Origin of the sequence: Frankia sp. R43 (assembly GCF_001306465.1) — a bacterium.
GTDB lineage: Bacteria > Actinomycetota > Actinomycetes > Frankiales > Frankiaceae > Parafrankia > Parafrankia irregularis.
This window is the reverse complement of record NZ_LFCW01000010.1, coordinates 234,355-247,023: the sequence shown is the minus strand read 5'-3', so window position 1 is coordinate 247,023 and position 12,669 is coordinate 234,355. Positions and strand designations below refer to the sequence as shown.

Annotated in this window: 11 protein-coding genes; 6 read left to right on the top strand and 5 right to left on the bottom strand. The window is 71.7% G+C overall.

Annotated elements, in window-relative coordinates:
- The first annotated feature begins 40 nt into the window (after positions 1-40).
- The 4 genes from ACG83_RS35045 (at position 41) to ACG83_RS35030 (ending at position 5,227) form a co-directional block, all read left to right on the top strand.
- Positions 41-421: a hypothetical protein gene (locus ACG83_RS35045; RefSeq protein ID WP_006543018.1), complete on the top strand. Its 381-nt coding sequence runs from the start codon at positions 41-43 to the stop codon at positions 419-421.
- 148 nt (positions 422-569) lie between these two features.
- Positions 570-2,381 (top strand): aspartate--tRNA ligase, encoded by a 1,812-nt coding sequence (aspS, locus tag ACG83_RS35040; RefSeq protein WP_054570533.1) that lies wholly within the window; start codon positions 570-572, stop codon positions 2,379-2,381.
- A 402-nt stretch (positions 2,382-2,783) separates the two neighbouring features.
- Complete coding sequence (locus ACG83_RS35035) at positions 2,784-3,932, top strand: glutamate--cysteine ligase (RefSeq protein ID WP_054570532.1); 1,149 nt, start codon at positions 2,784-2,786, stop codon at positions 3,930-3,932.
- 74 nt (positions 3,933-4,006) lie between these two features.
- The gene (locus tag ACG83_RS35030) at positions 4,007-5,227 is read left to right on the top strand and encodes an amidohydrolase (protein ID WP_054570531.1); all 1,221 of its coding nucleotides are present in this window, start codon (positions 4,007-4,009) and stop codon (positions 5,225-5,227) included.
- A gap of 119 nt (positions 5,228-5,346) precedes the next feature.
- Here the strand turns inward: ACG83_RS35030 and ACG83_RS35025 are convergent, their stop codons facing one another.
- On the bottom strand, positions 5,347-5,787 hold the full coding sequence (locus ACG83_RS35025) for a gamma-glutamylcyclotransferase (protein WP_054570530.1): 441 nt from the start codon (positions 5,785-5,787) through the stop codon (positions 5,347-5,349).
- Positions 5,788-6,008: 221 nt separating this feature from the next.
- On the opposite strand from ACG83_RS35025, the gene ACG83_RS35020 reads away from it, so the two are divergent.
- Positions 6,009-7,460, top strand: a complete 1,452-nt coding sequence (locus ACG83_RS35020) for an NAD(P)H-quinone dehydrogenase (RefSeq protein ID WP_054570529.1) — start codon at positions 6,009-6,011, stop codon at positions 7,458-7,460.
- Between the two features lie 39 nt (positions 7,461-7,499).
- On the top strand, positions 7,500-8,678 hold the full coding sequence (locus tag ACG83_RS35015) for a PfkB family carbohydrate kinase (protein ID WP_054570528.1): 1,179 nt from the start codon (positions 7,500-7,502) through the stop codon (positions 8,676-8,678).
- Positions 8,679-8,784: 106 nt separating this feature from the next.
- Here ACG83_RS35015 and ACG83_RS35010 read toward each other — a convergent pair whose 3' ends face one another.
- The 4 genes from ACG83_RS35010 to ACG83_RS34995 form a co-directional block, all read right to left on the bottom strand.
- A complete protein-coding gene (locus ACG83_RS35010; RefSeq protein ID WP_116437416.1) occupies positions 8,785-9,378 on the bottom strand; it encodes a DNA-3-methyladenine glycosylase I in 594 nt (197 codons plus the stop codon).
- An 89-nt stretch (positions 9,379-9,467) separates the two neighbouring features.
- On the bottom strand, positions 9,468-10,583 hold the full coding sequence (locus ACG83_RS35005; protein WP_054570526.1) for an adenosine deaminase: 1,116 nt from the start codon (positions 10,581-10,583) through the stop codon (positions 9,468-9,470).
- Positions 10,584-10,805: 222 nt separating this feature from the next.
- A complete protein-coding gene (locus tag ACG83_RS35000) occupies positions 10,806-12,116 on the bottom strand; it encodes a thymidine phosphorylase (protein ID WP_054570525.1) in 1,311 nt (436 codons plus the stop codon).
- The gene (locus ACG83_RS34995; RefSeq protein ID WP_054570524.1) at positions 12,113-12,565 is read right to left on the bottom strand and encodes a cytidine deaminase; all 453 of its coding nucleotides are present in this window, start codon (positions 12,563-12,565) and stop codon (positions 12,113-12,115) included. The genes ACG83_RS35000 and ACG83_RS34995 overlap by 4 nt, the downstream gene beginning before the upstream one ends.
- Positions 12,566-12,669 lie beyond the last annotated feature (104 nt).

Below are 12,669 nucleotides of genomic sequence, written 5' to 3'. Positions count from 1 at the left end.
CGACGTGGCGTACGCGGAGCACACTGGAGGGGTGGCGCTCGTGTCCGCTGTCCGCAAGCCCCCTCGGGTCCCTCTGGAAGAGGGCGAGTTCATCGAGGTCGTGCTCCGTGGCCGGATGACCGATCCTGCAGGTGGCGGGCGTGTCGTCGCGAAGGCCGAGCGTTTCATGGGGCATCGGCTCGGAATGTCGCGCTGGATTCTGCTGACGACGCGGCGCCTTCTCGTGGTCGCGCCGTTCCCCCGCGAAGGTGACTGGTTCGACGTCTCGCTCGACCGGCGCGATGTGTCCGCGTCCCGCGGCCTGCGCCACGGCGAGGTGATCGTGGTGGAGCTCACAACGCCCAGCGGGCGTCAGATCCTGCGAATCCCGAACCGGATGCGCGCCGAGGCGGCGCGTTTCATCCGGGCCCTGCGCCGCTGAGGCCGCCGCGCGGCCGATCAACGGGCGTCCTTCCGATAGGGTCGCCGGCAGGCATCACGTATCTCGAGATACAGGATTCCTCTGATTCGTGGTGTCGTGACAGCGGCACCCAGTGACAGCGGCACGCAGTGATACAGGACGGATGGCAATGTCGACAGCCTCCAGCACGCCCGGAACGCACAGCACGGCGATGCGTACCCACCTGTGCGGCGATCTGCGGCTGGACAATGCCGGCCAGCGGGTCACGGTGTGCGGGTGGGTCGCCCACCGGCGCCAGCACGGCCAGTCGCTGATGTTCGTCGACCTGCGGGACCATTCCGGGCTGTTGCAGTGCGTCGTCGACGGCTCGGTCGACGCCCGCTCCGAGTACGTCCTGCGAATCACCGGCACCGTCTCCGTCCGGCCCGAGGGCACCGCCAACCCTGGACTGGCGACGGGTGACGTCGAGCTGACGGACTGTTCGGTCGAGGTGCTCTCCACCGCGACGCCGCCGCCGTTCCCGCTCGACGACCGGGCCGACTCCGTCGAGGAGGGCACCCGGCTCGCCTACCGCTACCTCGACCTGCGCCGCGAGCGGATGCAGCGCAACCTGCGCACCCGCTCGGCCGTGCTCGGCGCCCTGCGCTCCGCGTTCGCCGACAGCGGCTTCGTCGAGGTGGAGACGCCGCTGCTGATGCCGTCGACGCCGGAGGGCGCCCGCGAGTTCGTGGTCCCGTCCCGGCAGTTCCCGGGCAGCTTCTACGCCCTGCCGCAGTCGCCCCAGCTGTTCAAGCAGCTGCTGATGGTCGGTGGGATGGACCGGTACTTCCAGCTCGCCCGCTGCCTGCGGGACGAGGACCTGCGCGCCGACCGCCAGTACGAGTTCACCCAGCTCGACCTGGAGATGAGCTTCGTCGACGTGGACGATGTCCTTGGCGTGGTCTCCTCGGCCGTGCTGGCCGCGGCCGGGGCCGCCGTCGCGGGCTCCGGGCGGGCGATGCCCCCGATCGAGCGGCTGACCTGGCACGACGCCATGAACCGGTTCGGTGTCGACAAGCCGGACCTGCGTTTCGGGATGGAGCTCGTCGAGCTCACCGCGATCTTCGGGAACAGTGGTTTCAAGGCCTTCGCGGGTGCTCCCGCGATCAAGGGCATCCGGGTGCCCGGTGGGTCGGCCACCCACAACCGCAAGGCGCTCGACACGCTGACCGACCGTGCCAAGAAGCTGGGTGCCAAGGGCCTGGTGTGGATGCGGGTCGCCGCCGCCGGCGCGCTGGAGTCTCCGGTCGCCAAGTTCCTCTCCGCCGAGGAGCTCGCCGCGATCGTCACCGCGACGCAGGCCCAGGAAGGCGACCTGCTCCTGCTCGTCGCGGACGAGTGGGAGACGGCCTGCGAGGTGCTGGGCCAGCTGCGCAACGACCTGGGGCGCCCGCCCGCGGGCGAGGGTGAGCTGCGCTTCGTCTGGGTCGTGGACTTCCCGCTGTTCGTCGGCGTGGACGCCGCCACCGGGCGGCCGAAGCCCGGGCATCACCCGTTCACCCGGCCGCATCCCAGCGACGTCGAGAAGATGGAGTCGGACCCGCTGGCCGTCCGCAGCCTTGCCTACGACCTGGTCCTGAACGGGTGGGAGCTGGGTTCGGGGTCGATCCGGATCCACGAGAGCGAGCTGCAGCAGCGGATCTTCGGCCTGCTCGGCATCTCACCCGACGAGGCGCAGCAGCGGTTCGGGTTCTTCCTGACCCCGTTCGGGTACGGCGCTCCGCCGCACGGCGGTTTCGCGTTCGGTATCGACCGCCTCGTCGCGATCCTCGCGGGCGAGGACAACATCCGCGAGGTCATCGCCTTCCCGAAGACCCAGTCCGGGCTGGACCCGATGACGGGCGCGCCGACCACCGTCGACGAGCGGCAGCTACGGGAGCTCGGTATCCGGGTGGTCGTGCCGCAGGCCGCGCCCTCGCCGCGCCCCGCCGCGGCCTCCTGACGCCGCCGCGGGTGTGCGGCTGCCGCGGCTGCCGTACACCCGCGGCTGCCGCGCGCCCCTCACCCTTCCCCTCCGCACCCCCTTCGGACCCCCTTTCTCGTCACGGTCGCTCGCCCGCACCACGGCGACGACCTCGAACGTCTCATCATGTCGTGACGCAAAAAAGGCGATGGGTCCGAAATTCCTTCTATGCAAAGCACGAAATGTGACCTTAATATGACTCCGAGTTGGAGCTGATCCGGGAACTGGCGTGCGCACGGTCCGGCGGGGGCCAACAAAGTGGCCCCTTCCGCCATCGTCGGCGGGGATACGGCCGCGCGGTCTGGGTAACCAGCCCGGAGAGCTCGCTGCCCGAGTTCCGGGTTCGCCCACCGGCGTGCCCGCTCACCCGGAGGAGCCGCGGTGCACATTCCCTTCGTTTCGTCGCCGAGTTCTAGCCTGGGAATCGAGTGGGAGCTGGAACTCGTCGACCTGCAGAGCCGCCATCTGCGTTGCGGCGCGACCGAGATCCTCGAGGACCTGCGCGGGAAGGTCGGCGAGGAAGCGGCGGCGAAGGCCAAGCACGAACTCTTCGAGTCCACGATCGAAGTGATCACCGGGGTGTGCGGATCCGTCCCGGAGGCGCTCGCGGACCTGAGTGGAACCGTCGACCCGCTGCGTGACCTGGCGGAACGGCGCGGCCTCGGCCTGATGTGCTCCGGAACTCATCCGTTCAGCGACTACACGACGCAGCGGATAACCACCGACGACCGCTACAGCCGGCTGGTGGCGCAGATGCAGTGGCTGGCCCGCCGGCTGCTCATCTTCGGGGTGCACGTACACGTGGGTGTCCGCTCGCCGGCGAAGGCGATGCCGATCGTGAACGCCCTGATGTCGTACATTCCGCATTTTCTCGCCCTGTCGGCGTCGTCGCCGTACTGGAAGGGCACGCACACCGGGCTCGCGTCATCACGCTCCCAGATCTTCGAGAGCCTGCCGACCGCCGGGCTGCCGTATCCGCTGCACGACTGGGCCGCCTTCGAGCAGTTCATGGAGACCCTGGTCACGTCCGGGACGATCGAGACGATCCGTGAGGTGTGGTGGGATATCCGCCCACACCCGAACTTCGGCACGGTGGAGCTGCGCATCTGTGACGGCCTGCCGACCCTGATGGAGATCGGGGCGGTCGCGGCCCTGGCCCAGTGCCTCGTCGACCGGATGAACACCCAGCTCGACCGTGGTTACACACTGCCGGCGCCGCACCGTTGGGTGGTTCAGGAGAACAAGTGGCGGGCCGCCCGCTACGGGCTCGACGCCGAGATCGTCGTGGATGACCACGGCGGGGTCCGCCCGGTGCGCACCGAGATCGAGGACCTCGTCGACGACCTTCTCCCGGTCGCCCGCCGGCTCGGCTGCGCCGAGGAGCTCGGCAACGTCCACCGAATCCTGGCGGATGGTGCCAGCCACGCCCGCCAGGAGACCGCGGCCCGGCGGGCCGGCGGAGACCTTACCGCCGTGGTCGATACGCTGCTCGCCGAGATGAACATGGGGCGGCCAGTGACCCCCGGGTAGCTGGCCGACGAATTCGGCGGAGGGCCTGGGCCCGGTAGATGACATCGGACATGACACACAGGACCGCCGCGGCGATGGCGCCCGCCGCGGCGGTCTGGCTGGCGGAGCACGAGAACGACCTGATCCGGCTGCGCCGTGATCTGCACGCGCACCCCGAGCTCGGCCGGCAGGAGCACCGTACGACCCGCGCGGTGGAGGAACGTCTGCTCGCCGCCGGGCTGAGCCCGCAGCGCTTCCCCGACGTGCCAGGCCTGTGGTGCGACATCGGCCCGGGGGTGGACGCCGACGCCCCGGTCGTGATGCTGCGGGCCGACCTGGACGCGCTGCCGCTGTCCGACGTCAAGGACGTCCCGTACCGGTCGACGGTGCCCGGCATCGCGCACGCGTGCGGCCACGACGTCCACACGACGGTCACCCTCGGGGCCGGCCTCGCCCTCGCCGCCTACGCCCGGACGCACCCGCTGCCCGGTACCGTCCGCCTGCTGTTCCAGCCGGCGGAGGAGACCATTCCCGGGGGTGCGCTGGATGTGATCGACGCCGGTGTCCTCAAGCCGGTGACCGCCGCGATCACCATGCACTGCGACCCGGCGCTCGACGCGGGCATGATCGGGCTGCGCTCCGGCCCGATCACCTCGGCCGCGGACGCGGTGGAGATCACACTGGCGGGGCCGGGCGGCCACACCTCACGCCCGCAGAACACGGTGGATCTGGTCTACACACTGACCCGGCTCGCCGTCGACCTGCCCGCCGCGCTCTCCCGGCGGGTCGATCCACGGTCGGCGTTGTCGCTGGTCTGGGGCCTGGTGCAGGCCGGCACGGTCGCCAACGCCATCCCGCGCACCGGCAAGCTGCGGGGGACGATCCGCACGCTGTCCCGCGAGACCTGGGAGGAGACCCCGGAGCTGCTCGAGCGGCTCGCCGAGCAGATCGTCGCGCCCTACGGGGCGCAGATCGCCATCGACTACGTCCGCGGCGTTCCCCCGGTGGTCAACAACGCCGCCGTCGTAGACGCGTTCGGCGCGGTCGTCGACGCGGTGTTCGGGCACGAGGCGGCGACGTCGGTCGCCCAGTCGCTGGGCGGTGAGGACTTCGGCTGGTATCTCACCCATGTGCCCGGTGCCCTCGCCCGGCTCGGCACCCGCACCCCCGGTGGCCCCACCTACGACCTGCACCAGGGCAGCTTCGACGTGGACGAACAGGCCATCGGCGTCGGTGTGCGATTTCTCTCCACCGCGGCGTGCGAGCTGCTCGACCGCTACACCGACCCGGCGAGCATGGAGGAACCCCTCACCTGAGCGGCTCCCGGGCCCGCCACGGCGGGCCCGGGCCGGCACCGGTAGCCCGCTGGTGCCGGCCACCGGTCAGTGGCTGGCGCCAGCGCCGGTAGGCGGCTGGTGCCGGTAGCCGCCATGGGTCATGCGATCGGGCGGCTCCGCAGCTCGGAGACGTATTCGGACGGCGCGCCCGCCTTCTCCGCGGCATCGGCGATCTTGTCGACGTGATTGCGTGACGGCAGCCCGCCCTCGTAGGCGTTCAGGACGTACGTCCAGGCCAGGCTCTCACCGTCCAGGGTGGACACCCGCACCCGGATCCGGGTGTAGAGGCCGGTGTCCGCCCCCTCCCAGACATCGAGACGCTCCAGATCGTAACGATCGAGGTCGTAGAGGAGCACGTACACGTGGGAGCCCGGCGCCTCGACGATGGTCGAGAGCGCGCCATCCCAGCCGACGTTCTCACCGCCGAAGGTCAGGCGCCAACCCCTGATCCACCCGGTACCGATCACCGGGGAGTGCGGCGCACGTTCCTTCATGTGCGTCGGATCGAGGTTGCTCGCGTAGGCGGCGTACTTCGTCATCGTCGGAGTCTTCCGATCTCCCCGCCAGGTGTGTCCGCGCGGGGTGCTGCCACGCCGGGAGAGGCCGCCGGCGTCACGGGGGTGGGTCACGGGATGAACCGACGTCACATCAGGTCGTCCGACGTCGGTGGAGATACTACGGAGCCGACCGAACCGGAACGAGAGGGACGTCGGAAGAGGGGCAAACTAGAGGGGTACCGCGAGCTCAGGGAGGACCTCACGTGACGCGAATCGTCATCCTCGGCGGCGGGCCGGGGGGCTACGAGGCAGCCCTGGTCGCCGCGTCGCTAGGCGCCACGGTGACCGTGATCGACTCCGACGGCATCGGCGGCGCCTGCGTCCTGACCGACTGCGTCCCGTCCAAGGCTCTCATCGCGACCTCGGAGACGATGACGAACTTCGCGATGGCACCGGCGCTCGGGGTCCGTCCGCATGCCGACCCCGGTGCCGAGGTCGGCAGCTGGGAGCTGACCGAGCCGCCGCACCTCACCCCGCCCGACGTGGTGTCGGTGGATCCCGAGCAGGTCAACGAGCGGGTGCGGGCGCTGGCCCTGGCGCAGTCCGCCGACATCCGCCACCACCTCGAGCGCGAGCACGTCCACGTGGTGCACAGCACCGGGCGGCTGGTCGGCCCGCACGCCGTCGAGACCGCGGACGGTGAGACGTTCGTCGGCGACGTCGTGCTGGTCGCGACCGGTGCCTCACCGCGCGAGGTCCCCGGCTGCGAGCCGGACGGCGAGCGCATCCTCACCTGGCGCCACCTGTACGACCTGAAGGAGATTCCGGAGCACCTGGTGGTCGTGGGCTCCGGGGTGACCGGCGCCGAGTTCGCGAGCGCCTACCGCGCGCTGGGCGCGGAGGTGACCCTGGTGTCCTCCCGCGAGCGGGTGCTGCCCGGTGAGGACTCCGACGCCGCCCGTGTCATCGAGGACGTCTTCGTCCGTCGTGGCATCCAGGTGCTCAACCGTTCCCGGGCCGCGTCCGTGCGTCGGATCGGTGACGGTGTGCTCGTGGAGCTGACCGACGGCAGGGCCGTGACCGGCAGCCACGCCCTGATGGCGGTGGGCTCGGTGCCGCGGACGAAGAGCCTCGGGCTCACCGAGGTCGGCGTGCGCCTCGGCTCGGGTGGCCACATCGTGGTCGACCGCATGTCACGGACGTCGGTTCCCGGCGTGTACGCGGCCGGTGACTGCACCGGCGTGCTCCCGCTGGCCTCGGTGGCGGCCATGCAGGGGCGCATCGCGATGTGGCACGCGCTGGGCGAGGCGGTCACCCCGCTGCGGCTGGGCACCGTCTCCTCGAACATCTTCACCGAGCCCGAGATCGCCACGGTGGGCGTGACGCAGCGGATGAAGGACTCCGGCGCGATCGCCGCCGAGGTCACCACGGTGCCACTGGCCCGCAATCCCCGAGCGAAGATGATGGGGATATCGGATGGTTTCGTGAAGTTGTTCTGTCGGCCCGGAAGTGGCAGCGTGCTCGGTGGCGTCATCGTCGCTCCGCGTGCAAGTGAACTAATCCTCTCAATTTCCATCGCGGTGGAGAACGGTCTCACCGTGGACCAGATCGCACACACCTTCTCGATCTATCCCTCCTTGTCCGGTTCCATCACGGAAGCGGCCCGGGTCCTGCGGCCTCGCGACCTGTTCGCCGGGTTCGACACCCCCGCCTGAACAGGCCTGTCACTCCGGCGCAGGCCGGATAATGGGCGCATGAAAGGCGTCTTCGTCGGCCTGACGACGCTTGATTCGGTCTACCTCGTCGATCAGCTGCCAGGCGCCGACGAGAAGTGCGTGGCCCGGGATTTCGCCATGAATGCGGGCGGCCCCGCGACGAACGCGGCGGTGACGTTCGCGTACCTCGGCGGGCGCCCCTGCCTGGTGAGCGCGATCGGCACCTCCCCCGCGGCCGCGCTGGTGCACGCGGATCTCACCCGCCACCGGATCCGCCACCTCGAGCTGGTGCCCGAGCAGACCGCCGGCGACCCGGCCGGCGGGCCCGGCGGAACCGGCCAGCACCTGGGCCAGGTCGGAGCGCCGCATCTGCCGCCTGGAACCCGTGCGGGCGGCATCCGGGCCAAGTACGGCCCGCCCGCCACCACCGGAGCCGTCATGCGCACCAAGGTCACCGGCACCGGTCATCCCGGTGCTGTCGAGAACGGCGGCCTGGTCGTCCCGGGCCAGGCCGGCTCTTTCGGGCGCGGTCGCGCCGCCGCCGTGAACACCGCCACGACCGGCGACGGCGGCGTGCCCGGGACCGTCGGCAGCGGCCCGGCCGGCCCGGGAAGCTCGTTCGCCCTGCCGATGTCGGCGGTCATGGTCACCTCCGTGACCGGCGAGCGCGCGGTGGCCTCGACGCACGGGATGGTGCCGCGGTGCACGGCGAACACCGCCGCCGCGGCCGCCGTCGCCGACGCCGACGTCGTGCTCGTCGACGGCCACCAGGTGGACGCCGCGATCGGCCTGCTCCGGTCGCTACGGCGCGGCGGGCCGCCGGTCCTGCTCGACGGCGGGAGCTGGAAGCCGGGCACCGAGCGGATCCTGCCGCTGGTCGACGTGGTGATCTGCTCCACCGCGTTCCGACCGCCCGGCTTCGACCCCGGCGCGGACATCCTGGACCTGCTGTTGCACTACGGCCCCTTCTTCGTCGCCGTCACGGACGGGCCGGGCCCGATTCGCTGGGCGACGAAGGACCGGCGCGGCTACGTGCTGCCACCCGTGGTCACCGCCCGGGACACCCTGGGCGCGGGCGACATCTTCCACGGCGCCTTCGCCTGGATGATGGCCCACGGCGCGATCGCGACCGACGAGCTGGTCTCCTCGCTCGGCGAGGCCTCCCGGGTCGCGGCCCGCTCCGTGCAGACCTTCGGCCCGCGGAGCTGGATGACCTGACGCCCGCCCGACGACTGCCGCCGCCCGACGACTGTCGCCGAGCAGGAGGTGAGGATCCTGGTCGTCAGGACGACCAAAATCCCATGATCTTCAAGCGGTGCCGGCCTCAGCCCGTCATACCGCGCGCCACGCAGCCGTCGAGGTGATCGTCCACCAGCCCGCAGGCCTGCATCAGCGCGTACGCGGTGGTCGGGCCGAGGAAGACGAAGCCCCGCGTACGCAACGCCTTGGCCAGGGCCTTCGACTCGGCGGTCACGGCGGGGACGTCGGCGAGCGTCCGCGGAGCCGTGCCCGGCGACGACGGCGCGAAGGACCACACGATGTCCTCCAACGGTTCGTCCAGGGCGAGCACGGCGCGGGCGTTCACGATCGTCGCCTCGATCTTGCGACGGTTCCGGACGATGCCGGCGTCCGCGAGCAGCTCCGTGACCTGCTGGTCGTCGAACGCCGCGACGGCGGCGGGGTCGAACCCGGCGAAGGCCGCCCGGAACGCCGGCCGCTTGCGCAGGATCGTCAGCCACGACAGCCCGGACTGGAACGCTTCCAGCGTGATCCGCTCGAACAGGCCGACGGTGTCCCGGACCGGCCGGCCCCACTCCGTGTCGTGGTAGTCGATGTACAGCGGAGTCGACAGCGCCCACGGGCAGCGGAGCGCACCGTCCGGGCCCGCGACGGCACCACGGACCGGGTCATCAGCCATAGCCGCCACCATCTCACGCCCGGCCGGACATCCAGGTCACGCCCGTCAGGCACCCAGGTCACGCCGGCCGGGCGCCGCTGCCCGCCCGGTCAGGCCCCAGGTGCGCCCGGCGGGATCAGCGCGTCGAAACCGGGCTTGATGACGTCGTTGATCAGCGCGAGGCGCTGGTCGAACGGCAGGAACGCCGACTTCATCGCGTTGATGGTCAGCCAGCTGATGTCCGGCCAGCCGTACCCGAACGTCTCGGCCAGGGCGGCGAACTCGCTGGACAGCGTGACACCGCTCATCAGCCGGTTGTCGGTGTTCACCGTCACCCGGAACCGCAGGTCGCGCAGCAGGCCGATCGGGTGGCGGTCCAGGCTCGGCGCCGCCCCCGTGTGCACGTTCGACGACGGGCACATCTCGAGCGGAACACGGACGTCCCGTACGAAGCTGGCCAGATCGCCCAGCGTCGCGTTGCCGTCGGGGTCGACCGTGATGTCGTCGACGATGCGCACGCCGTGCCCGAGCCGGTCGGCGTTGCACCACTGCAGCGCCTCCCAGATGGACGGAAGCCCGAAGGCCTCCCCGGCGTGGATCGTGAAGTGGCCGTTCGCGCGCTGCATGTACTGGAAGGCGTCGAGGTGCCGGGTCGGCGGGTTGCCCGCCTCCGCTCCGGCGATGTCGAAGCCGACCACGCCGGCCTCCCGCCAGCGCACGGCCAGCTCCGCGATCTCCAGCGAGCGGGCCTGGTGACGCATCGCGGTCAGCAGCGCCCGGATGTGCAGACCGGTTCCGGCGGAGCCGACGCGGAAACCGTCCAGCACGGCTTCGACGACGTCGTCGAGCGAGAGGCCCCGCCCGACGTGCAGCTCGGGGGCGAACCGGACCTCGGCGTAGACGACACCGTCGGCGGCCAGGTCCTCGGCGCACTCACGCGCGACCCGGGCCAGCGCGTCCGCCGTCTGCATGACGCCCACCGTGTGACTGAACGTCTCCAGGTAGCGCACCAGGGACCCGGTGTGGGCGCCGCCGCGCAACCAGGTCCGGAGCTTGTCGACGTCCGTGGTCGGCAGGCCGCCGTAGCCCGTGGCGTCCGCCAGCTCGACGATGGTCTCGGGCCGCAGCCCGCCATCCAGATGATCGTGGAGCAGGACCTTCGGCGCCCGCCGGATCTCGGATTCGGTGATCACACCCACCACCTCGCCCCCACCCGCCGGCCTCATCCGCCGGACCTGGCCTTCGGACCCGGTCTGCCGGTTCGTCGTCCGGCCCGCGAGTCCCTTGTCGCCACGTTAGTCCGCACCGCGCGGCCGGCCGTCGTGGCGGCCTCGGCGAGTCCCGGCCAGCGCGGCGGCGACACCGCAGGCCGCCGGCCAGCGGGTTCGCGAGGCCGCCTGCCAACCGGTCGGTCCGCCGGCCGGTCAACCGGTCAGCCGGTCGCCGGGTCAGCGGATATGAGCCAGCACGAGAGGTGCGGAGGCGGGCCGGGTCCTGGTGACGGAGACTGCGCCGGCCAGCGCCTCGACGGCGCGCGGGAACGTCGACTCGTCGTCGCTGTAGAGCTCGATCAGCGGTTCTCCGGCCCTGACCTCCTCCCCCACCCCGGCGAACCAGCGAAGACCCGCCGCGGGCGCGACCGCGTCCTCCTTGCGGGCCCGCCCGGCGCCCAGCCGCCAGGCGGCGACACCCACGGCACGGGCTTCGAGCCGGCTGAGGAAGCCACTGGCCGGAGCGGGCACGACCTGGGTGAACGCGGGCGTGGGCAGCGCCGCGTCCGGATCACCGCCCTGCGCGGTCACCATCGCGCGCCACACCTCGTGGGCGGCCCCGGAGGCCAGCACCGCCGCCGGGTCCGGTGCCGACGAGCCCGAAGAGCCCGACGAACCCGGACCGAGGCCGGCCAGGTCGAGCATGATCCTCGCCAACGCGACCGTGATCTCGGCGAGGTCGGCGGGCCCGCCGCCGCGCAGCGTCTCGACAGCCTCGGCCACCTCGGGGCCGTTGCCGGCGGTGCGGCCCAGCGGGGTGTCCATCGCCGTGATCAGGGCCTCCGTCCGGACCCCGGCGCGGGTGCCGAGCCGGACCATGGTGCGGGCCAGCTCGTGCGCGTCGTCGACCGAGGTCATGAACGCGCCGCTGCCGACCTTGACATCCAGCACCAGGGCCGAGGTGCCCTCGGCGATCTTCTTGCTCATGATCGAGGAGGCGATCAGCGGGATCGACTCGACGGTGCCGGTGACGTCACGCAGCGCGTAGAGCCGGCGATCGGCCGGGGCCAGGCCGGCCCCGGCGGCACAGATCACACCGCCGACCTCGGCGAGGATCCGCCGCATCCGCCCGGCGTCGAGATCCGCGCGCCAGCCCGGGATCGCCTCCATCTTGTCGAGAGTGCCGCCGGTGTACCCGAGCCCGCGTCCCGCGGCCTGCGGGACGGCCGCCCCGCACGCCACCACCAGCGGGACGAGCACCAGGGAGACCTTGTCGCCGACGCCTCCGGTCGAGTGCTTGTCCACGGTCGGCCGGGGCAGCCCGGTCAGGTCGAGGCGCTCGCCGCTGGCGATCATCGCGGCGGTCCAGTGATCCAGCTCGTCCTCGGTCATGCCGTGCCAGCACACGGCCATCAGGTAGGCGGCCATCTGCTCGTCGGCGACCCGGCCGCCGGTGTAGCTGTCGAGCAGCCAGGCGATCGCGTCCCCGGGCAACGCCGCGCCGTCCCGCTTGGCGCGGATGAGGTCGACCACATCGAAGGCGCTCATGCCACCGGCTCCGTGCCCGGCCCGGCAGCGGACACCGTGGCCGTGGGCGGGAGGGCGTCGGGCGGGAGGGCGTCGGGGCCGAAGGCGTCGGGGAGCAGCTCGGCCAGCGTCCGCACCCCACCGGCCGTGGTGACCAACAGCTGCGGGCCGCCGTGCTCGTGGAGCAGCTGGCGGCAACGCCCGCAGGGCGCGAGCAGCGCGCCGGCCGCGTTCACGCACACGAAGGCGACGAGACGCCCGCCACCACTCGCCCGCAGCGCCGACACGAGTCCACATTCGGCACACAGGGTCAGGCCATACGATGCATTCTCGACGTTGCAGCCGACCACGACACGGCCGTCATCGACCACCGCGGCGGCACCCACCTGAAGGCCCGAGTAGGGCGCATAGGCGTACTGCGCGGCCTTCACGGCCTCGTCGCGCAGCCGTAGCCAGACGCTGTCGTCCACGATCCCCTCCCGGGTTGGTCGGTCTCCTGACCCGGTCGGCACCGTGGCCGAGCCGGGTCGCCGTCGGCCCGGGCCGGGCCAGGGCGGGCTGGTCGGGACCCGCC

Coding starts and splice junctions, on each gene's coding strand:
- aspS (WP_054570533.1), top strand. CDS start 570: ATGTCGACAGCCTCCAGCACGCCCGGAACGCACAGCACGGCGATGCGT.
- ACG83_RS35030 (WP_054570531.1), top strand. CDS start 4,007: ATGGCGCCCGCCGCGGCGGTCTGGCTGGCGGAGCACGAGAACGACCTG.
- ACG83_RS35025 (WP_054570530.1), bottom strand. CDS start 5,787: ATGACGAAGTACGCCGCCTACGCGAGCAACCTCGATCCGACGCACATG.
- ACG83_RS35015 (WP_054570528.1), top strand. CDS start 7,500: ATGAAAGGCGTCTTCGTCGGCCTGACGACGCTTGATTCGGTCTACCTC.
- ACG83_RS35010 (WP_116437416.1), bottom strand. CDS start 9,378: ATGGCTGATGACCCGGTCCGTGGTGCCGTCGCGGGCCCGGACGGTGCG.
- ACG83_RS35005 (WP_054570526.1), bottom strand. CDS start 10,583: ATGAGGCCGGCGGGTGGGGGCGAGGTGGTGGGTGTGATCACCGAATCC.
- ACG83_RS35000 (WP_054570525.1), bottom strand. CDS start 12,116: ATGAGCGCCTTCGATGTGGTCGACCTCATCCGCGCCAAGCGGGACGGC.